The sequence below is a fragment of the Tepidibacter mesophilus genome, assembly GCF_002724055.1.
Classification (GTDB): Bacteria; Bacillota; Clostridia; order Peptostreptococcales; family Peptostreptococcaceae; genus Tepidibacter_A; species Tepidibacter_A mesophilus.
In genome coordinates, this window is the sequence record NZ_BDQY01000004.1 from 110,471 (window position 1) to 131,963 (window position 21,493).

Genomic DNA, 21,493 nt, shown 5'->3' on the forward strand with positions numbered 1-21,493 from the left:
TTTCCTCCCATATATCAAATTATATTTTAACTATTAAATTGATTATAATACCTACAATATTTACTTATAGAACAATTATTGCATTCTGGGCTTCTAGCTTTACATGTCCTTCTTCCATGAAATATAATTAGATGATGAGCTTTTGTCCATCTATGTTTAGGTATAATTCTCATTAATTCAACTTCTACCGCTTCAGGAGTCTTGCAATCAACAAGTCCAATTCTATTGCTAACTCTAAATACATGAGTATCAACCGCCATGGCAGGAATATCAAATGCATTGCTCAAAACAACATTAGCTGTTTTTCTGCCCACACCTGGTAATTTAATGAGTTTTTCTAAATCATCAGGTACATTACCATTATATTCATTTACTATCATTTTTGATGAATCTATTATTTTTTTTGACTTACTTTTATATAGTCCACAACTTTTTATTAATTCTTGTAATTCTTCCTCTTTTAACAAAGCAAATTCCTCACTCTTATTATACTTCTTAAATAGCTCTTTTGTAACCTTATTAACTCTAATATCTGTACATTGAGCTGAAAGTATTGTAGCAACCAAAAGCTCAAATGCAGTTTCATAATTCAGTTCACACTCTGCATCTGGATAATCATTTTCTAGTATATCTAATATTTTATCTACTTGCATTTTTACCTCCTAGTAATTATCGGTATTTATGTAAATGATTTCAATCCTTTCATCGTTGTCAATAAAATTTATAACTGAACTTATTACAGATTCTATCTGTTTATTCGAGTTAGAAACAACACTAAATCCAATTATACTTCTTTGCCACTTATCATTTTCCCCTACCTCAGCTATTGATATATTAAATCTCGACTGTAATCTTTGTATTATACTCTTTATCACATGTCTTTTTTCTTTTAAAGAATTACATTCAAATATTATGCATTCTATTTCGCAAATTCCAACCACCATATTAATCACTTCCATCTATAAAAAATTTCTCTATTAGCTACATACTGACTCATGTCGACAACAATCCCTAACGGTCTCTGTTGCTTAAAAATAGTTGCAAGTTTAGATATTTAATTAATGTTATCCCTAGATTTAAAACTATATAAATTTCTATTCATTATAAATTTAAATATCAAGATAGCTTAAAGCTATCTTGATATTTCATAAAATTTATTTAGTCTATCTATTATTTTATCATATATTTCAGAAAAAGACTTATTTGTTAATATTTCCATAGCTTCTTCTATTCTAGTTATAGGATATATATAGAATTCACCTTTATCTATACTGTTCTGCACTTCATCTCTTAAAACTAAATTCTCCAAATTATTCTTAGGTATTATAACTCCTTGTTTTCCGTTCAAACCTTTTTGTTTACATATACTATAAAATCCTTCTATTTTCTCAGTAACTCCTCCTACTACCTGAACATCTCCTTTTTGATTTATAGATCCTGTAACAGCTATATTTTGTTTTAAAGGAACTTTGCTCAAAGAAGATAATAATGCATACAATTCTGCACCTGATGCACTATCTCCATCTACTCCACTGTAACTTTGCTCAAAACATATATTAGCTGTAATAGAAACTGGCGTTTCTTTAGAGAAATTTTCAAGAAGATATCCACTAAGTATTAGTACACCTTTGTCATGTATCTTTCCACTAAGCTTAGCTTCTCTTTCTATATTTATTATACCTTTATTTCCAGGACTAGTTGTAACACTTATTACCACAGGTCTTCCAAATGAATACTCTCCCATATTAAGAACAGATAAACCATTTATAACTCCTACTTTTTCCTTATCAACACTTATAAGAAGCTGGTTTGATTCATACATACTATCTATTTTTTTCTCTATTCTATTTACTCTATTCCATTTTTCATGTATAGCTTTTTTAACATCAATATCATCTACAAATTCTGAATTCCTCATTTTTGCAAATACATTTGACTCTATTAGTATTTCAGATATTTTATTAAATCTAGTAGATAATTTTTTGTTACTTTCAACAAGTCTTGAACTATATTTTAATACAACTTGAACTGCGTCATATGTGAAGTGTTTTAATTTATTATCTATACAATAAGATGATATGAATTTTGCAACACCCATTTCATTATCACTGTTTTTATTCATTTCACTATCGAAATCTACCATTACTTTAAAATATTTGTTAAAATCTTCATCATACCTATAAAGTACATTATATAGATACTGACTTCCTATTAATATTATTTTTACATTAAGAGGTATAGCCTCTGGCTTTAAACCTGTCACAGTCTCTATTTTTATTTTTTTGGTTTGAAGACATATTTTAATCATTTCCCAGCAATAAGGATTTCTTAAAATTTGGTCTACATACAATACTAGATACCCTCCATTTGCCTTATGAAACGCCCCTGGAACCAGCTTTGTAAAATCGGTTTTTATAGTTCCATTTACACTTTCATATTCTGCCTTACCAAATAGATTTAAATATGTTGGATTTAATTCTAGTACCATCGGAGCCTTATCTACATTCGAATTTGCTACATTGTCTATAAATAAGTTAACCTTATATTTCATTAAGTATTCTTTTTCATTTATACTTTTAAGTTCTTCTTCGTCAAGATAGAATATATACATATTTTCTAATACATCATCACTTAAATGTGCCAAATATTTTTTGACTTTATAATTTTCACCATATTCCTCTGTCATATATTCTATATGTGGCTTTATTATATAAATTCCTACTTTTTCTTCTAATTCTAATAAATTTTCTTTTGCAGTCATCTCTAATTCTTTTATTTTCGATATGACTTTTATTGTTATATTTTCCATCTCTCTTTTTAGCTTAATAAATTCTTCTGATGTTGTATCCATTTCTTCATCCTTTGGAACAAATACCATTCCATATTTAGTATTTTTTAACTTGAATCCTCTTTCCTCTCCATATTCCTTCATCTTTTTTATATACATTTCTTTTTTTATCTCATAATCATCCAGTATTCTATTTTTTTCCATTTCGAACTCTTCACTTTCAAATGCTCTTTGAAGCTCTATATATAAATCATCTATAAATTTTTCCATATCTTTTTTAAAAAGTTTACCTTTACCTATTTCAAAGTCAAGTGCTATTGGTTCTCTTGGCTCTTCAAAGTTATATACATAACACCAATCCTTTTGCTTAACATTATCTTTAGTATGTTCTTTTAATTTTTTTAATACATATGAAGTTCTTCCAGTTCCAGTTTCTCCACTTATATATAAGTTATATCCTACATCATCTATTTTCAAACCAAATTCCATAGCTTCTATAGCCTTTTCTTGACCCAACATTTCCTTTAAAGGTTCAATATCAGCGGTTGTTTTGTATTTCATACTATACCCCCTCCCGTATTAATACATAGTATGTTTTAATACGTTATTTGTTTAGAAAAAAATTTATAATTAAATATTATGAATTTCCTATTTATGAAAAAAAGTCATATAATACTTTATTCATAAAAAGCATTATATGACTCTACTATTTTTTATTTATTATTTCTAAATTTCTAAGTATAATTTTTCTTCCCCTCCAACTAAACGCTCTATCCTTGTATCTTCTTTTAAATTCTTTATTTGATATAGTATTTATTTTCTCATAATCTATATTGTAAATTAAATTTTCAGTAAATTCATTCATTTTAGTAGTGTTTATTTTTTTATTGTGAGGACATACATCTTGACATATATCACAACCAAAAACAGTAGGATTATTTTTTAATAATTTTTTTTCTTCATCAGTTAGTTCTTCTTTTTTTTGAGTTATAAATGATAAACACTTATTTGGATTCATATCAAAATTCCCAAGAATAGCCCCACCAGGACATTTTTTAATACATTCACCACATTGTATACATTTTTTATCTAATTTATCATCCTCTTTTAATTTAATGTTATTCATTATATATCCTATAAACACGTATGAACCATATTTATCATTTATTATATTATTATTTATACCAAAATATCCAACTCCAGATATTTGAGCTAAATATCTATCTACTAACGGTCCATTATCTACAAATATCTTATATTCAAATTCATCAATGTCTTTTTTTATCATTTTTGAAAGTTTCTCAAGCTTTTCTTTTACCACTATATGATAATCTACATTATGTGTGTATTTTGATATATTTGTATTTTCTACATTTCCCGAGAAATATGGAAATAAACAAACAATAATAGACTCTACATTTTCCATTGTAATCCTTGGATTTATCCTTTTTTGTATATCCTTTTCTTCCATTCCGGTATAGTATCCTTTGTCGATTTTATTTTTTAATATTTTTTCTAATTCATAATATGGACCTATTCCAGCAATCCCTACATAATCTATATTCAAATCTTTACAATATTTTTTTATATTTTGCTTCATATAAATTTTCCTTTCGTATAATTAATTTGACTATATGTTATATGACATTATAAAATACTTAAAGAGGTGATTTCATGATAAAAGTTGTTATACCAGGAAGACCTATAAGTAAATCCAACTTTAAACTTCATAATGTACATGGTCAATCTTGGATGCCAAAACAGGGAAAACATTCAAAATATGTAGCTTATGAAAATATGATAGCAGGGCATATAAATCAACAATATCAAATAGAGCCTCTTGAAGGTGATGTTATTACAGTTTTGAAATTTTATTTCCCTAATAAAAAAATGGGTGATCTGCACAATTATCCTAAGAGTATTTGCGATGGGATAGAAAAAAGCGGGATAATAAAAAATGATAAACAATTAAAACCAGTATTATTGTTCGACTTCATAGACAAAGAAAATCCAAGAGTTGAAATTGAACTTTACAAAGCATCGGAATATGAGATTGATTATACTATACACAAGAAATCTTCATTGTAAAAACTTTTTATAATTTGTTTATACGTATTATCAAATATATTCAAACTTAAAAAATGAAGGATATTATAATATCCTTCATTTTGATATTAAACACAAATCATATTATTCCTTTTAAAATAATCATAACTACAAACCCTGATATAAATCCAAAGGTAGCCTTTTTTTCATTTCCTCTACAATGACACTTAGGAATCATTTCATTAGATACAACATAAAGTATAGACCCTCCAGCAAAAGCCATAGAAAAAGGTATCAAACCCCTTATATATTGAAGTGTTAGAATTCCTATTCCAGCAGCTAAAGGTTCTCCAAGACCTATCAAAAATGTATATAGTATAGCTTTATACTTTGAATGTACAGTATTCTTAAGTATGTTACCAATAATCAATCCCTCCGGTATATTCTGTATAGCTATAGCTATTGCAAATAATATTCCTGTATTATTTCCTTGAGCCTCATATCCAGCTCCTATAACAAAACCTTCTGGTATGTTATGTATTATATTAGCTACAACAAACATGACGTTTCCCTCAACCTTGTCCTCTGGTATCTTTTTCTCTAAATAATACATCAAAAAAGCTCCCAAAAGTATTCCAACCACAGCCTGTATAATATGACCTTGTTCAATGCACGGGTATATAAGACTATAAGCACCAGCAAATACCATTATCCCTGCTGCAAATCCAAGAAGTATATCTTCAGTTTTTTCATTTAATTCTTTTATAAATAATATAGGAACTGCTCCAACTCCAGTACAAAGTCCAGTTATCAAACTAGCAATAAAAGCACCCACCTATCTCACCTCTACATATATATTATTATCCAATATATATTTCCCTTTAAGGCGAAACTTCATTCAGATGACGGTCTTTTGATCTCAATTGTTAGCAGATTTTATTTTCCTAATACATTAGCTGCATTTTTCAGCATCGCTCTAATATTTAAATCATACGGACATTTTCGTTCGCAAAGTCCACACTCTATACAATCAGAAGCTTTTTTATCTAGACTTTCATACCTCTTTACAGACCACTCTTTTAAATTATATCTAGTATAATATCCCTCTAATAAAAATTGAAGCGGTATATTTATGTTTTCAACACAAGGCATGCAATATTCGCATCTTCTACAAAAACTATTTCCTAAATCTTCTTTAATTCTATCTATACAAGATTTTTCTTTTTCCGACAATTCAATTTTATCCCCTAATATAGATACATTTTCTTTTATTTGCTCAACTTTATCCATCCCAGGTATTACAACATCTATATATTCTTTTGACATTATGTACTTAAGTGCAAGCTTTGCATTATCCAATGCTCCACCAGCAAGCGGCTTCATTATTATTGTTCCTATTTTTTTATCATTTGCAAGCTTTAATACTTCCTCTCCTTGAGTTTCAACTATATTGTAAGGTATTTGTATTGTATCAAATTTTTCATCTTCTATAGCCTTTTTTATAACATCTACACTGTGACTAGTTATTCCTATATACTTTATTTTTCCTTCTTTTTTAGCTTCTAATAAAGCCTTATACGCCATATTATCTTCAAATATAGAATCATATTCTTCCATTTTAACATTGTGCATTTGATATAGATCTATTTTTTCACGTTTTAAATTTGCTCTGCTTATATCTATATCTTTTTTCATCCCTTCATAGTCTCTATTCATAGATTTTGTAGCTATTATAAATTCATAATCTTTATTCTCTATACTATTTCCTATATATTCTTCACTTACAGTATATGCTCTTGCTGTATCTATAAAGTTTATATCATACTTTATAAGCTCGTATATTATTTTATCGCAATCTTCTTGAGATACTCTTTGAATAGGTAACCCTCCAAATCCTACTCTTTTTATATATAAGTCTGTTTTTCCAAGTCTTCTCATAAATATGCCCCCCTTATAATTTCTTATTAATTAATTATAACAGAGTCTTTTGTTAAAATAAAACATTCTTAATTATAAAGAAGATTTAAGTATTTAAATAAAAAAATGACGCGAATTGAAATGTTAGATAATTTATCAGCATTTCAATTTGCATCATTTTTTTGTTGATTGCTTAATTCTAAGCTTTAAATTTGTGAGATTTTATCTCTTCAATTAAACAAGGTATAACTTTGTTAACATCACATACTATTCCTAAATCTGCTACATCAAATATAGCAGCTTCCGCATTCTTGTTAATAGCTATAATAAAATTTGAATCCTCCATACCAGCTATATGCTGAATAGCACCAGATATTCCACATGCAAAGTATAAATCTGGTCTTACGGTCTTTCCTGTTTGGCCTACTTGCCTGTCTTTTTCTAACCATCCTTCATCTATTACAGCACGTGACCCAGATACTTCTGCCTTTAATATATCAGCTAGTTCATTTAAAATAGATAGATTTTCCTTATTACCTATACCACGACCTCCTGATATAAGTACCTTTGCATCTTCAATATTTATTTTTTTACTCTCTTCTTTAACCACTTCTAGTACCTCAATATCCATATCATTTTCAGTTATATCTATACTATGGTATTTTATTATACCTTCCCTAGATTCGTCCTTCATAAATTTTTTCATAACTCCAGGTCTTACTGTAGCCATTTGAGGCCTATGTTCACTACATGTTATTGTAGCCATTATATTTCCCCCAAATGCTGGTCTTGTCATCAACAGATTCTTATCTTCTTCATCAATATCTAGTGATGTACAATCAGCTGTAAGTCCAGTCTTTATTCTTGCAGATACTCTAGGGGCTATATCTCTTCCTATTGACGTTGCTCCTATTAATACTATTTCTGGATTTTCTGTATTTATAATAGATGTAAGTGCCTTTGCATAAGTCTTTGTTATGTAGTATTCAAACTTTTCATCATCTACAACTATCACTTTGTCAGCTCCTAGATGTATTAATTCTTCTGCATTTTGAATATTATTTCCTATTAAAGCAGCAGTTAATTTAACATTTAATTTATCTGAAAGATCTCTTCCCTTTCCTAAAAGTTCAAGTGATACATTTTGAATTTTAGATTCTCTTTGTTCTATATATACAAGTACACCTTCATTTTTTACATTATTCACAATACCACCCCTTTTATATAATGTATTTTTCTTTTAATTTATCTAATATAATACTTGCAGCTTCTTTAGGTGTTGCTTCATGTTTCACTCCAGCTATTTTAGCTCCTTTTGTAAATGATTTTTTAACCTTTGTAGGTGAGCCACTAAGACCTATATTCTTTTCATCTACATCTATATCATCTAAAGTCCACATTTCTAGTTTACTTTCATCAAAACATTCATATATTCTTTTAATTCTCATATATCTAGGATTATTTATCTCTTTTAAAGTAGTTATTAAGCATGGAGTTTTAACCTTAACTTTGTAGTATCTATCTTCAAACATTCTTTTTAGTATCATACTGTCATCATGGATATCTAAGTCTTCAACATAACTAATAGATGGTATATCTAGATGCTCTGCTATTTGGACACCAACTTGAGCAGTATCTCCATCTATAGCCTGTCTCCCAGTTATTATAATATCGTAATCCAGCTTTTTAATAGCTCCAGCAAGAGTGCATGATGTTGCTAGAGTGTCAGCTCCTGCAAATTTCTTATCGCTTAATAGGATACCTCTGTCAGCACCCATGGCAATTGCTTCTCTTAATGCTAATTCTGCCTGTTTTGGTCCCATAGATATAACTGTTATATTAGCCCCTATTTCTTCTTTTATTCTAAGAGCAGTTTCAAGCCCACTTTTATCATCCGGATTTATTATACTCTTTACTCCATCTCTGATTAATGTACCAGTTTTAGGGTTAATTTTAACTTCAGTAGTATCTGGAACTTGCTTAATACAAACTATTATATTCATAAATTTCTCCCCCTTATTTTAATAAATTAGCTGCTATTACCATTTTCTGAACTTCTGATGTTCCTTCATATATTTCAGTTATTTTAGCATCTCTCATCATTCTCTCTATATCGTATTCTCTTGTGTATCCATAACCTCCATGTAATTGAACACATCTAGTTGTAACATCCATCGCTACTTCAGATGCATATAACTTTGCCATGGCAGCTTCCTTAGAATAAGATAACCCCATATCTTTGTTCCAAGCAGCCTTATACACTAACATTCTAGCTGCTTCTATTTTAGTTCCCATATCAGCTAGTTGAAATTGAGTATTTTGGAAGTTGGCTATTGGTCTTGAAAACTGCTTTCTTTCTTTAACATAATTAACAGTAGTATCAAGAGCACCCTGTGCTATTCCAAGAGCCTGTGCTGCTATTCCTATTCTTCCTCCATCAAGAGTCTTCATTGCTATTCCAAAACCTTTACCTTCTCTTCCTAACATGTTTTCTTTAGGTATCTTGCAATTTTCAAATATAAGTTCACAAGTAGATGACCCTTTAATACCTAATTTTTTTTCCTTAGGTCCTACCTTAAATCCTGGAGTATCTTTTTCAACTATGAAAGCAGTTATTCCCTTAGTTCCTTTTGACTTGTCTGTCATAGCCATAACTATATAAATATCTGCATATCCTGCATTTGTTATAAATATTTTCGAACCATTTAATATGTAATAATCACCATCAAGAACAGCTGTTGTCTGTTGCGATGATGCATCCGTTCCAGCGTTAGGTTCTGTAAGTCCAAATGCCCCTAATTTTTCCCCATTTGCTAAAGGCTTCAAATATTTTTCTTTTTGCTCGTTTGTTCCAAACTCATTTATAGGAGATGCACAAAGAGATGTATGTGCAGATAATATAACACCTGTTGTTGCACAATATTTAGATAATTCTTCAACAGCTAATATATAGCCTAAATTATCTCCACCTTCACCTTCATACTCACTACTAAAAGGTATGCCCATAAACCCTGCCTTTTTCATCTTTTCTACAGTTTCAATAGGGAACCTCTCTTGTTCATCTATTTCACTTGCTAAAGGCTTGACCTCATTCTTAGCAAATTCTTCATACATTTGCTTCAACATATTATGTTCTTTTGACAAATCAAATTTCATAACTATTTATCCCCCTTATTAAATAATTCTTGTCCTAAAAGTGATACATTAATATATATTTATAGGAGGTTAATTTTAGAACATATTATATATATTTTTTTTTATGGTATTTTACAAATCACACTCCTACGGAATCATAACAGAATCATTTATTTAAAAATAGTTTATATTTTGATTTTTCATTTAAATAAATTCTTGAAGATTTTATATTTTTAGTTTAAGTTTTTATTGTTTGGATAAGATTTTATCCCTTTGAAACTCTAAACAGCGCACTTAAAAATTAAGCTTATTAAAATGTTAGAGAATGATTTAAATGTTTTTAAATAAAACTTGTATTATGACGTTTAAATATCTGTTAAGAAAGTTCGTTGTCTGACCAAAGGGAGTTTAGAACTTTTAAGATATTCAATAAGACGTAATGCTTAGTTTTATTAAAATCATTTAACACGTTCTCGTTATTTTAATAAGCTTCATTTTTCACTTATACATAAAATTCAATTATTAAACTTACCAAACTATTTTTTCAAAGTATTCCTTATCATCTCAATTTCTTTTTTATGACCTTCATCATCATAAGGAGTCTCCAAGAAAAAAGGAAGATGCTTAAGCTTTTCATGAGTCATAAACTCCATTAATGCATTAAATCCTATTTCTCCATCCCCAATACCTGCATGTCTATCTTTATTACTATTGAACGGCATCATACTATCATTAAAATGTATTACCTTTAATTTATCCAGTCCTATTATCCTGTCAAACTCATCAAGTACACCATCAAGATTATTTACTATATCATATCCAGCTGAAAATATATGGCATGTATCAAGACATACTCCAATTTTATCTTTATAATCAATTTTGTCTATAATACTTTTTATCTGCTCAAAATTATATCCTATTTCGCTTCCTTTTCCAGACATAGTTTCAAGAAGTATAGTTACATTTTGTTCCTCAGTTAAAGATTCATTCAATGCATTTGCTATTCTGTTTATCCCAAATTCTATACCTCCACCTACATGACTTCCTGGATGAAAACAAATATATTCTATTTCAAGTTCATCCATTCTCTTTATATCTTCTTTAAATATTCTTCTTCCAAACTCATACACATCATCTTTTTTACCACCAAGGTTCATAGTATAAGGTGCATGAGCAAGCATTACTCCAAAGTTATTTTCTTTTCTTATTCTTTGAAACTCTGCTATATCTTTTTCATTAAATTCTTTTGCATTTCCTCCCCTTGGATTTCTTGTAAAAAACTGAAATGTATTAGCTCCTATGTTTAAAGCAGCCTTAGCCGCCTTTGAATATCCCTTTGCTATTGATATATGTGGTCCTATAACTAACATACAATCACTCCTATTTAAAAATTCAATCATATCTTTAATATACCCAAAAAAAATAGACATCAACAAAATTGTCGATGTCTATTTTTTGACCTTCTTTTCTTTTCTAAGATCCGGCACTCCCATTAATGTTATATTATATGGTCTAGTGCTTTCTCTATCTTTTTTATCCTTATCATGTAAAATTTCAGTAATCTTTTTTTCTAAAGTTTCCATTACTTCTCTACATTCTTCTTCTGTTAAATAATACTGATTATAATGTCTTACATGCTTAGACTTAACTTCATCATTCTCTGCAGCTCTATAAAAATCATCACTTATCTTTTCAAATAAAGATATCGACACTTGATTTAATGTTCTCGCTACATTTTCATCATAAACAGCAGAATTTAAGATACTTTTATCCATAATAACCATTTTTGCCTTTGGCAAGTAGTATTTCTCTATAATTCCAGATTTAACCTTTTCTTCTACTAACTCTAATATACCCGCGTTTAACAATGTTTTTATATGATAGTTAACCTTTGCATGCGGTTCTGATAATAATTCTGACAATTGCTTAGCTGATAAAGGTTCTTCTGCAAAAGCCTCTAGTATATCTACTCTATACGGATGAGACACAGCCTTTATTTGCTCAATATCTCTTAAAACTAATATATCCTTCATAAGCATCACCTTTACTTGGTTTTTATATATTATATTATTTAATATTGCAATTGTCAAAATATTTTTATATATAGTTTTTAAAATATGCTTAAACCAAATTTTTGAGATACACTTTCCATGGACTTTATACCAGCTATACTATTACCTTTTTCATCAAGAGATGGCCCAAATACTCCTATTCCCATTTTATTAGGAACGGTTCCCATAATGCCTCCTCCGACTCCTGATTTTGAAGGTATTCCAACATTTATAGCATATTCTCCAGATGCATCGTACATACCACATGTAACCATAAATGTTTTTACTACCTTAGATACATCTTCATCTATTAATCTCTTTCTAGTCAGTATATCAATGCCATTACCCGCAAGATTTACTCCTATTCTAGCTAAATCTCTAACCGTTACCTCAATAGAACACTGTTTAAAATATAGGTCAAGCACATCCTCTACATTTTCAGTTAAAATACCTTCGCTCTTTAAAAAATATGCCATAGCTCTATTTCTATCCCCAGTAAGCTTTTCAGACATATAGACGTCCTCATTTACACTCAAGTTTTTATTTCCAGAAAGATTTTTAAAAAAGTTCATCATCCTATTCAACTTATCTCCATTGTTTCTACCTTTAATCATAGACGTTATCATTATAGCCCCAGCATTTATCATAGGATTGTAAGGAATTGAAGGCTTTGACGTTTCCAGTTTCATTATAGAATTAAATGGATCTCCACTAGGTTCCATTCCTACCTTCGAAAAAACCTTATCTTTACCATTATCCATAAGAGCTAAAGCAAGAGTTATGGGCTTTGAAACACTCTGAATAGTAAATTTCTCATTACAATTACCTGCCTCATAGATATTATTATCCATATCTATTATGCAAATCCCCAAATCATTCTTATTAGCCTTTCTTAGCTCAGGTATATACGTTGCTACATTCCCATATTCAGTATACCTTTTATTGTCATATACTATCTTTTGTAATATTTTTTCCAATTCCTGCCCCCCGCTTTCTATCTAATGTACCAATCTACTTCCACCTATAAACTCTTTAAGTATTGATGTTGGAGGAATATCTCCCTCATCTTCTATTGTAACAAAATATTGTAGAAATTTTAATAATCTATTAGCTTCTCTGTATTCTTTACAATTAGGATCTATTTCTTTTAACAAAGGTTCTACATATTTTTTCAATATAGACAACTCATAAACAGAAGCAGAGTTAAACATAACATCTGCATTTTCTTGGTATGGGAAAATATAGCGTTTCTCACCACGCCTTACCATAGACCACATTTGAATAGTTCTTATTGCACTATGTCCTCTAAACTTATTATCTCTTACCATTCTTCTTATAAGCCTTACATCTGTTGTGTGTATTCTATTATGTTCATCCAAATTAAGCTGAGTTAAAGCACTAACATATATCCTAAATTTATTATCTTCAGAAATAGATTCTGTAAGCAAATCATTAAGGCCATGTATACCTTCTATTATTAAAGGTTGATCCTCATTAACCTTTAATGTATTTCCTCTATATTCTCGTTTACCAGTTTTAAAGTTAAAATAAGGCACCTGTATTTCTTCCCCATTTATAATTTTTTGTAAATCTTTATTAAAAAGTTCTAAGTCAATAGCATATATAGATTCAAAATTATAATCTCCATTTTCATCCTTAGGTGTATCTTCTCTATCTACAAAATAATCATCTAAAGATATGGATACAGGTCTTACCTTATTAACTCTTAATTGTATAGATAGCCTTTGAGCAAAACTGGTCTTACCAGATGATGATGGTCCCGAAATTAATATAACCTTGCTCTTTTCCTTGTTTTTGACTATCATATCAGCTATTTGAGCTATTTTCTTCTCATGTAAAGCCTCTACAGTTCTTATAACATCTCCATAATCTCCATCTTCAATCAGATGATTTAACATAGCAACCTTGTGAACATCCATTATCTTAGCCCATTCCTCTGCCTCTTTATAAACTTGTGCAAGCTTTGGTTGATCTATAAATTTAGCTACTTTATCAGGATGTTCCTTCTTAGGTCCAAGTATTATAATTCCAGGATTATGGTACTTTAAATCAAATATTTTTAAATACCCTGTAGAAGGAACCATATAACCATAAAAATAATCTTTTATCCATCCACATTTATATATACTCACAGTATCAGATTCTTTATATCTGAATAAATCAGCTTTTGCATTCTTCTCATTCGTCTCAAATATTTTTATAGCCTCTTCTATAGGTAACTTTTTCTTTTCTATAAGAGTATCTTCATCTATTATTTCTCTCATTCTAGCTTTTACCTTTTCTATATCTGCTTCGTTTATATCTCTATCATAGTTTATTTCGCAATAAAGGCCTTTTCCTAGGGAATGTTCTACAGATACTTTACATCCAGATAACATCTCCTCACAGGCTCTTATAAACACAAAGGATAAGCTCCTCATATAAGTTCTTATTCCATCTTGCTTTGTTAGATCTATAAATTCAACATTACAGTCTGTCTCTACTTTATACGTTAATTCTCTTAGATTATTGTCTACAACTCCAAGAACTATAGTAGAATCGTATTTTTCCTCATATTCTTTGCTTATCTCAAGAAGTGTAATCCCAGTTTCATACTCTCTAATATCATCCATTATATTAATTTTAACTTTATTCACATTATCATCTCCCTTGCTTTTTTAGAGTCTGTATAATAGTATATGTACAAAAAGAGAGCAATTGCTCCCTTCTTCTACTTTTCAGATATTTTTTTATATAAATCGAAACTCTCATTTATATATTCAGTGTTCATTTCAAACACTAAATACTTGTTATTCTTGATTTCTAATATATCTATTATGTCTTTTTCAGTTAACAATCCATCTTCACTCAAACCTAGATGTAAATCATCATTTCCATCATTATCACTTAAATGAACTAATCTTACATTATCAGATAATCTACTTAAATAATTATCTTTATTTATAAGATTATGTCCTGTATCATAACAAAATCCCAAATTATATTTTGTCACATTTTTAAACAAATATTCAAAATCTGCTACCTTATTTCCAAGATTAATCAAGTCTCCATTTTTGGAGTATGTATTTTCAATATATATATCCACATCATCTACATTGTTTAAAATTTTCAAAAGAAAACTTATAGTATTATTTAAGTAATCAATTCTATTTTTTTTGACCTTATTTTCAATTCCATACCCTAAATGTAAATTATAATATTTTACATTCAATGTTTTTCCTTTTTTATAGTTTTCATGAAAATAATCAAGCCAAAACTCATTTGCCCTTGTTATAGGATCACAAGTATTAAGCTCCATAGGCATGTGAATACCTATTGATATATCGTTTTTCGTAAATTCATCCTTATTATGATATAAATAATCCCAATCTTCAAGATTGTCTATCCCAACTTCTATATGATTAAATTTTAATTTTTGGCATATTTTTATTTTTTCTTTTATCTGGTATGCCATAGAAGATAATCCAGTCCTAATTTTCATAATTATTTTAATAAACCTATTTTATTAAACGGATAAAGTCTTATAAAAGCTCTACCTATTATTTCATCTTCATCTATAAAACCAACTCTAGGGTCTCTACTGTCTAAACTGTTAGGTCTATTATCTCCCATAGCAAATATATGACCTTTAGGAACTACTGAATCTATAACTCCATCTGTATAATCTCCATTTATATAATCCTCTTTAAGTTCTACACTATTAACATATACTTTACCATTCATAACCTTAACCTTATCTCCAGGAAGTCCTATAACCCTTTTAACAAGGTCTTTTTCTTTTCCGTTTTCTTGTACAAGATGTGATTTAAATATAACTACATCTCCTTTTTTAGGTTCATTCATAGTATATGGTATTTTGTTTATTATAAGGTAATCATTTTCTTCAAGTGTAGGATACATAGAATATCCCTTAACAAGAGTAGGCCTTATAAATAAGGTTATAAAAAAAGCCAATACACACGCTATTCCTATAGTCTTTATCCACTCTAAAATTTCACTCTTTAATTTTTCATTCATAGTAAACGTCTCCTTTATCCCTTACATATTTACTCAGAAGTTCTATTATTATATTATTTATATCATCATATTTATCAAACTTTATATCAACATCTAATTTTTCACACGCTGTTATAAAGTCATCCACAACTTCAAACGGCTTACCATATATATGTTCTATGTCTTCTTTACTAACTCCTTTAAAACCATGCCCCACAGGACATTCATTTCTAAGTCTTATTAAGTTTTCTAATTTTTCACTATTGAGTATTTCCAATACTTCAACTATTTTTTTTGTCTTTCTCATATTTTTGTTTATATACCTAGTAATTCCATAAGTTAAGTTGCTAGTATATATATTATACCTCTTTTTAAGTATATTCAATATGTTTTTTTTAGATACCATATAACCTATCATAGATACCTTTGTTTTATTTGATTGACTTTGGACAAATACATACTTAAATAAAGCTTCCTTTAATCTATATATCCTGCCTAAAAAATCTATATATTCTTCATTTATTAACTTTATTTTTATATTTTCTATGAATTCAGAGAATATAGCCGCAACATCTCCATCTATCAAGTCTATAGAATTATTTCTAAGCATTTTTATATCTTTCCTATTTTTAATTTGAGGACTTAACATATCAAGCTTTTTTATTGCAGTTTTAAAGTCAAAATTAACAGATGACTTGCAATAACTAATCAATATATGAACATCTCCATTATTTATTCCAAGCTCTTCTAATATATCTATAACCGCATCATAATTATACCTTGCTAAAAATTTTGTTATTACAAATTCATATTTTTTATCTATGCTTCCCATATAATCCTCCTATAAAGCAAAATTAGTATCTATATATATAATGCCTTTTATTTAGCTTATTAAAACAATTAAATTTTTGACATAAGAATTCATATATTAATTTATAATAATATAAATAATTTTTATCTTATAACCATAAAAAGACCCTACAGGGTCTTTCTATGGTTACATAATCGGTACTTTAATTATTTGATTTGGATATATTAAATTTGGATTATTTAAGTTATTATACTCAGCTAACTTTTTCCAATCCACATTGAATTTTTTAGCTATCTTCCAAAGAGAATCTCCTTTTATAACTGTGTAGCTTTGTTCTTTAGCAACAACTCCATTTTTGCTTTCTTTTTTTGCAATCTCTTCCTTCTCAATTCCTTCTTTTATAACTTCTTTCTTTTTAGGTTTCTCTTTAACATTCGACTTAATCAATCCTTGCTTTTGAAGTTCATATACGTTTAAAGATTTAACGTTTGGAGTTCTCTTATCTTCTGACATCGGAATACTTATCTTTCCTTCTTTAACTAAGTTGTAAACTTCATCTTTTAAAGGATTATTTAAATCCACCCCAACTATTTTCCAGTTATAATCAACTTTTGGAACTATTTCTTTGTTTTCAGTAACATATTTAACAATAAGATTTCTTATACTTCCATCTGCATACTCCAAAGAAGAATCAAAGACCTTATCTTCTTCTTTAAAATATCCGTCTTTAACCATATTTCCAAATCTATAGTTGTTAACCGCAATAGTAAATGTCATGTCATCAGTAACAGGTTTATTCTTAAACCTAAGATTAATTATTCTTTGACCTTCTGGCTTTGATATATCTATATCATAATCAACACCCGAAAACATATCATAGTTATATCCTCTTATTTCAGGATTAAAGCTAACTGTAACATCTCCATCATTGTATATATTATAGTATCTAGCAGACCACTCCATATAATCTTTTAATTGCTTTCCAGTAACCTTTACACTAATTAAAGTATTTGCATACTTGTATATATTAGCAACATCTTTTTTCTTAAAATCCCCTTTTAAAAGATTCATATCATTTTTAAAAGCTGCCGCTGATGATATGTCAGCTTTAGAATAATGCATTTGAACTTCATTTATAAAATCTATTAACGAAGTATCTTGTACTTGAGCTGTAGGTATTCCAGGTAATACTTGAGTATTTTTTATAAAATCGTCAGTAACATTTCCTATTACCATGTTTGCATCATCTCTAGAAGTTTCATGAATATAGCTATATTTAACTTCAAGATTTTCATCTACCTCATAACCTTTAGTATCTATATTTTCACTACTTTTTTCAAATACATCCCATTTTCCATCTTCTTTTTTTAATTTCAAATCTATTTTAGATATTCTACTTCCATAGCTCATAGGCTCAACAACTAACGTATCTCCTACTTTTTCTCCACCAATATCACTATGAGCATGTCCCATTATAACAGCATCAAGCTCTGGATTTTTTTCTATTATACTTCTTGTTCCGTCAAAATCTGTATATTCATCTTCAAGTCCCATATGGAATACTCCAACAAATACGTCTACCTTGCCCTTAAGCTCATTAATCACCTTGGTAGTTTCTTCAACAGGATTTCTAAATTCTAATCCTTTAAAATGATCGGGAGTTGATGATTCCCATCTTGGTATATTAGGAGTAATCATTCCTATTATAGCTACCTTAACTCCGTCTTTTTCTACTATTTTATAAGCATCATAAGCTCTTTGCCCATCTTCTTTATATACGTTTCCAGCTAGAACCGCTGCATTTGAAGTTTTAACTGCCTTATTTAATATATCAAGACCAAAGTTGAATTCATGATTCCCAAGAGTCCATGTATCATATCCTATATCATTCATAACTTCAATTATAGGATTTTTATCGTTTCCTTGGAAAAGTTCTATTGAATTATCTTGAGTTGTATCTCCTGCATCAACTAATATTGTATTTTTATTATTGCTTTTTATTTCTTTTACAACAGTTGCAACCTTCAAATATCCTGCATCAGAATCCTCTGTATCTAATGCATAATCCCATGGAAATATTCTTCCATGCATATCACTTGTTCCTAATATTGTTATAGTAGTTTCATCTTCATTTGCACTAACTATTAATGGTAACGGACTAAATAAAGTTAAAATAATACTAACTATAAGTAATGATGATATCCTCTTTTTCATATTTTATCCCCCTTGTTTTTATTATTATCTAATTTAAATTTCTATCTTCATATAAAATCTATATAAATACACAATCATATCTTTATAATTAGGATAACATTTCCAATTATATATTTCAATTAATTTTTCTGTTGACTATATACATATATACATTAAAATATAATTAGGACAAAACTAATAACAAAGGAGGTTATTCCCATAGAACGATTTAAAAATATTTTTTATGAAACAAGTGATTTATTGCTAGGATTTTTTGTTTTATTAATCATAGTTTACACCATTGGATATCAATTTTATGGATGGTTTGATAAAGATAAGGAATCAGTAATGAATATAAATACTACTATTGAAGATATCAATACTCTACCTGATGATAATTCAAATGAAGATAATTCTAAAATCAAAATACAAGATATTGTATACTTCCAAGTCAAATCTGGTGAACCAGCTGTTAACGTAGCTACTAACCTTGAAAGTTTAGGATTAATTGAATCACCACAAGATTTTTTAACAAAATTAGAAAAATTAAATCTTGGAAATTCTATAAAAGCAAATACATATAAAATAAAAACAGAATCAAATGTAGATGAAATAATATCTATACTTACAAAATAAAAAAGTTTTTCTTTAAAGAATATTAAATGTAAACTTTTTTGAAACCCATAATGGAAATTATATTTATTCACAATTTAAAGAAAAATATAATTTCTATACTATAAGAAAAGGCACCATTATACAATAGTGCCTTCTTTTTCTTCTTTATATATCATTTTTTCAAGTTTATCAATAGGTACTGGTTTACTATATAAATACCCCTGATAAGACTGACAATCTAATTCTTGTAATAAATTCAATTGATCTACTGTCTCTACTCCTTCAGCTAACACTTTAAGATTTAGAGCCTTTGACATATCTATAATAGCCTTCATTATAGTTCTATTTACATTATTAGAACAAATTTCATCTACAAATAGTTTATCTATCTTAACCTTATCTATAGGTAAATCTTTTAAATAACTCAATGATGAGTATCCCTTTCCAAAATCATCCAAATGTATTTTTATACCCTTGCCTCTCAATTTATTTAAAACATTATAAACATATTCTTTATCTTCCATGGCAGCAGTTTCTATTATTTCGATACTTATATGCTTAGGATCTATTTTTGTAAACTCAAATATAGATTCTAAGTATGGAATAAAACTTTCTTCATGTAATAATTTAGGTGATATATTTACAGAAATATTTATAGGTTCTTTTCCATGATTTATCCATTCTCTTATTTGAAGGCATGCAAGCTTTAATATATGTTTATCCAATGTTTTTATGAAACCTGTTTCTTCTGCTATCGGTATAAATTCATTAGGATAAATCATTCCCTTTTTAGTATGATTCCATCTAACTAAAGCTTCAATGTCAGTTATTTGGTTTGTTTTTATATCAACTTTAGGCTGATAATGTAGAACAAACTCATCCTTTTGTATACCAATTATAAGGCTTTCTGCAATGTCAAATTTATTTTTTATCTGACTATGCATATTGTCATTATAAAATTGATAATCATTTCCTTGCTTTTCCTTAGTTTTATGCATAGCTATATCGGCATTTTTCATAAGTGTTTCCATATTATCTCCATTTTTAGGATATAAGCAAATACCTATACTACATGTTATATGTACAGTGTTATCATCTAATTCAAACGGCTTTCTAAATTCACATACGATATTTTTAACAATTTTAGTTATTATATTTTCGTCTTCAATGTTATTAAGTATTATAAGAAATTCATCTCCACCAGATCTTGCTAAATAATCTTGTTTTCTTATATTTTCTTTAATTCTTATAGCCACTTTTTTCAATATGTCATCTCCATGACTATGTCCTAGAGAATCATTTATCAATTTAAACTTATCTAAATCCATAAATAATATCGCAAATTTTTTATCTTCTGATAAAGCCTTCTCAATATTTTTTTCGATATCTCTTCTATTTGGAAGTTCCGTTAAAGAATCGTTAAATGTAGTATGCTTTATCTCTTTCAATAAATTTTCTCTTTCTATTATAGTTCTTAAAAATCCATAAAAGATAAATATTATAGCCAATAGTAATGAACTATTAAACAAAACATTAATTATCTCGTTATTTATTATATCGTATCCCATTATATTTATAATATCTCCAAGTATATATAAAGAGAAGAATATCCATCCAAAACTTAAATGCCTTGTCTTAAACTTAATCGATATCACAAGACATAACAATGATAGTATATATCCTAATGTTTTAATAAAAAAATCGAATATAACCGACTGATCATTCCCTTCAAAAGATATATTATTTAAAATTAATATATCTATAAATAAAACAACAATCGACAATATAATCCAATTCTTATAGAATTTATTTTTCATAAAATCCCCCAAAATATGTTTAACTAGATTTTTTCTGTTTGATTAAATCCGTATATAAAATATATTATATCATTTTAAAAGCACTTTACTATAAAAACGTAAT

Annotated in this window: 20 protein-coding genes; 2 read left to right on the forward strand and 18 right to left on the reverse strand. The window is 28.3% G+C overall.

Features of this window, described 5'->3' with window-relative positions:
• Positions 1 to 26 precede the first annotated feature (26 nt).
• The 4 genes from nth to queG all read right to left on the reverse strand — a co-directional run bounded on the left by nth (position 27) and on the right by queG (position 4,388).
• Positions 27 to 653 (reverse strand): endonuclease III, encoded by a 627-nt coding sequence (gene nth / locus Tmeso_RS04605; protein WP_099188757.1) that lies wholly within the window; start codon positions 651 to 653, stop codon positions 27 to 29.
• 9 nt (positions 654 to 662) lie between these two features.
• Positions 663 to 959 (reverse strand): DUF503 domain-containing protein, encoded by a 297-nt coding sequence (locus Tmeso_RS04610; RefSeq protein WP_242967868.1) that lies wholly within the window; start codon positions 957 to 959, stop codon positions 663 to 665.
• 173 nt (positions 960 to 1,132) lie between these two features.
• Positions 1,133 to 3,349, reverse strand: coding sequence for an ATP-binding protein (locus tag Tmeso_RS04615; protein WP_099188761.1), 2,217 nt, complete (start codon positions 3,347 to 3,349; stop codon positions 1,133 to 1,135).
• Positions 3,350 to 3,494: 145 nt separating this feature from the next.
• Entirely contained in the window at positions 3,495 to 4,388 is an 894-nt protein-coding gene (queG, locus tag Tmeso_RS04620) for a tRNA epoxyqueuosine(34) reductase QueG (protein WP_099188763.1), read from the reverse strand.
• A 74-nt stretch (positions 4,389 to 4,462) separates the two neighbouring features.
• Between queG and Tmeso_RS04625 the strand changes: the two genes are divergently transcribed.
• Positions 4,463 to 4,876, forward strand: coding sequence for a RusA family crossover junction endodeoxyribonuclease (locus Tmeso_RS04625; RefSeq protein WP_099188766.1), 414 nt, complete (start codon positions 4,463 to 4,465; stop codon positions 4,874 to 4,876).
• A gap of 97 nt (positions 4,877 to 4,973) precedes the next feature.
• Here the strand turns inward: Tmeso_RS04625 and Tmeso_RS04630 are convergent, their stop codons facing one another.
• The 13 genes from Tmeso_RS04630 to Tmeso_RS04690 form a co-directional block, all read right to left on the reverse strand.
• On the reverse strand, positions 4,974 to 5,669 hold the full coding sequence (locus tag Tmeso_RS04630; RefSeq protein ID WP_099188768.1) for a ZIP family metal transporter: 696 nt from the start codon (positions 5,667 to 5,669) through the stop codon (positions 4,974 to 4,976).
• Between the two features lie 101 nt (positions 5,670 to 5,770).
• On the reverse strand, positions 5,771 to 6,772 hold the full coding sequence (locus Tmeso_RS04635; protein ID WP_099188770.1) for an aldo/keto reductase: 1,002 nt from the start codon (positions 6,770 to 6,772) through the stop codon (positions 5,771 to 5,773).
• 178 nt (positions 6,773 to 6,950) lie between these two features.
• Positions 6,951 to 7,958, reverse strand: a complete 1,008-nt coding sequence (locus tag Tmeso_RS04640) for an electron transfer flavoprotein subunit alpha/FixB family protein (protein ID WP_099188772.1) — start codon at positions 7,956 to 7,958, stop codon at positions 6,951 to 6,953.
• Between the two features lie 13 nt (positions 7,959 to 7,971).
• A complete protein-coding gene (locus tag Tmeso_RS04645; RefSeq protein ID WP_099188774.1) occupies positions 7,972 to 8,754 on the reverse strand; it encodes an electron transfer flavoprotein subunit beta/FixA family protein in 783 nt (260 codons plus the stop codon).
• Between the two features lie 13 nt (positions 8,755 to 8,767).
• Positions 8,768 to 9,907, reverse strand: coding sequence for an acyl-CoA dehydrogenase (locus Tmeso_RS04650; RefSeq protein ID WP_099188776.1), 1,140 nt, complete (start codon positions 9,905 to 9,907; stop codon positions 8,768 to 8,770).
• 515 nt (positions 9,908 to 10,422) lie between these two features.
• Positions 10,423 to 11,256: a deoxyribonuclease IV gene (locus Tmeso_RS04655; RefSeq protein ID WP_099188778.1), complete on the reverse strand. Its 834-nt coding sequence runs from the start codon at positions 11,254 to 11,256 to the stop codon at positions 10,423 to 10,425.
• Positions 11,257 to 11,334: 78 nt separating this feature from the next.
• Positions 11,335 to 11,919, reverse strand: coding sequence for a winged helix-turn-helix domain-containing protein (locus Tmeso_RS04660; RefSeq protein ID WP_099188780.1), 585 nt, complete (start codon positions 11,917 to 11,919; stop codon positions 11,335 to 11,337).
• 77 nt (positions 11,920 to 11,996) lie between these two features.
• A complete protein-coding gene (gene glsA, locus Tmeso_RS04665; RefSeq protein WP_099188782.1) occupies positions 11,997 to 12,914 on the reverse strand; it encodes a glutaminase A in 918 nt (305 codons plus the stop codon).
• Positions 12,915 to 12,935: 21 nt separating this feature from the next.
• Positions 12,936 to 14,594 carry a hypothetical protein gene (locus Tmeso_RS04670; RefSeq protein WP_330400298.1) on the reverse strand — a complete coding sequence of 553 codons (1,659 nt, stop codon included), beginning with the start codon at positions 14,592 to 14,594 and terminating at the stop codon, positions 12,936 to 12,938.
• A gap of 74 nt (positions 14,595 to 14,668) precedes the next feature.
• Positions 14,669 to 15,439 carry a sugar phosphate isomerase/epimerase family protein gene (locus Tmeso_RS04675; RefSeq protein ID WP_099188783.1) on the reverse strand — a complete coding sequence of 257 codons (771 nt, stop codon included), beginning with the start codon at positions 15,437 to 15,439 and terminating at the stop codon, positions 14,669 to 14,671.
• Between the two features lie 2 nt (positions 15,440 to 15,441).
• Positions 15,442 to 15,975, reverse strand: a complete 534-nt coding sequence (gene lepB, locus Tmeso_RS04680) for a signal peptidase I (protein ID WP_099188785.1) — start codon at positions 15,973 to 15,975, stop codon at positions 15,442 to 15,444.
• Entirely contained in the window at positions 15,968 to 16,786 is an 819-nt protein-coding gene (locus tag Tmeso_RS04685) for a hypothetical protein (protein WP_099188787.1), read from the reverse strand. Before Tmeso_RS04685 ends, lepB begins: the two co-directional genes overlap by 8 nt.
• Positions 16,787 to 16,951: 165 nt before the next feature.
• Positions 16,952 to 18,979 (reverse strand): 5'-nucleotidase C-terminal domain-containing protein, encoded by a 2,028-nt coding sequence (locus Tmeso_RS04690; RefSeq protein WP_099188788.1) that lies wholly within the window; start codon positions 18,977 to 18,979, stop codon positions 16,952 to 16,954.
• A 240-nt stretch (positions 18,980 to 19,219) separates the two neighbouring features.
• Between Tmeso_RS04690 and Tmeso_RS04695 the strand changes: the two genes are divergently transcribed.
• The gene (locus Tmeso_RS04695; RefSeq protein ID WP_099188790.1) at positions 19,220 to 19,594 is read left to right on the forward strand and encodes an MltG/YceG/YrrL family protein; all 375 of its coding nucleotides are present in this window, start codon (positions 19,220 to 19,222) and stop codon (positions 19,592 to 19,594) included.
• 116 nt (positions 19,595 to 19,710) lie between these two features.
• On the opposite strand, the gene Tmeso_RS04700 is transcribed toward Tmeso_RS04695, so the two are convergent.
• Positions 19,711 to 21,390, reverse strand: a complete 1,680-nt coding sequence (locus Tmeso_RS04700) for a GGDEF domain-containing phosphodiesterase (protein WP_099188791.1) — start codon at positions 21,388 to 21,390, stop codon at positions 19,711 to 19,713.
• Positions 21,391 to 21,493: the final 103 nt, after the last annotated feature.

Excerpts from the sequence above, each read along its gene's own strand:
- Tmeso_RS04660 (WP_099188780.1), bottom strand. The coding sequence starts at position 11,919 with ATGAAGGATATATTAGTTTTAAGAGATATTGAGCAAATAAAGGCTGTG.
- lepB (WP_099188785.1), bottom strand. The coding sequence starts at position 15,975 with ATGAATGAAAAATTAAAGAGTGAAATTTTAGAGTGGATAAAGACTATA.
- Tmeso_RS04690 (WP_099188788.1), bottom strand. The coding sequence starts at position 18,979 with ATGAAAAAGAGGATATCATCATTACTTATAGTTAGTATTATTTTAACT.
- Tmeso_RS04700 (WP_099188791.1), bottom strand. The coding sequence starts at position 21,390 with ATGAAAAATAAATTCTATAAGAATTGGATTATATTGTCGATTGTTGTT.
- Tmeso_RS04675 (WP_099188783.1), bottom strand. The coding sequence starts at position 15,439 with ATGAAAATTAGGACTGGATTATCTTCTATGGCATACCAGATAAAAGAA.
- Tmeso_RS04625 (WP_099188766.1), top strand. The coding sequence starts at position 4,463 with ATGATAAAAGTTGTTATACCAGGAAGACCTATAAGTAAATCCAACTTT.
- Tmeso_RS04645 (WP_099188774.1), bottom strand. The coding sequence starts at position 8,754 with ATGAATATAATAGTTTGTATTAAGCAAGTTCCAGATACTACTGAAGTT.
- Tmeso_RS04655 (WP_099188778.1), bottom strand. The coding sequence starts at position 11,256 with ATGTTAGTTATAGGACCACATATATCAATAGCAAAGGGATATTCAAAG.
- Tmeso_RS04635 (WP_099188770.1), bottom strand. The coding sequence starts at position 6,772 with ATGAGAAGACTTGGAAAAACAGACTTATATATAAAAAGAGTAGGATTT.
- queG (WP_099188763.1), bottom strand. The coding sequence starts at position 4,388 with ATGAAGCAAAATATAAAAAAATATTGTAAAGATTTGAATATAGATTAT.
- nth (WP_099188757.1), bottom strand. The coding sequence starts at position 653 with ATGCAAGTAGATAAAATATTAGATATACTAGAAAATGATTATCCAGAT.
- Tmeso_RS04610 (WP_242967868.1), bottom strand. The coding sequence starts at position 959 with ATGGAAGTGATTAATATGGTGGTTGGAATTTGCGAAATAGAATGCATA.
- Tmeso_RS04650 (WP_099188776.1), bottom strand. The coding sequence starts at position 9,907 with ATGAAATTTGATTTGTCAAAAGAACATAATATGTTGAAGCAAATGTAT.
- Tmeso_RS04685 (WP_099188787.1), bottom strand. The coding sequence starts at position 16,786 with ATGGGAAGCATAGATAAAAAATATGAATTTGTAATAACAAAATTTTTA.
- Tmeso_RS04615 (WP_099188761.1), bottom strand. The coding sequence starts at position 3,349 with ATGAAATACAAAACAACCGCTGATATTGAACCTTTAAAGGAAATGTTG.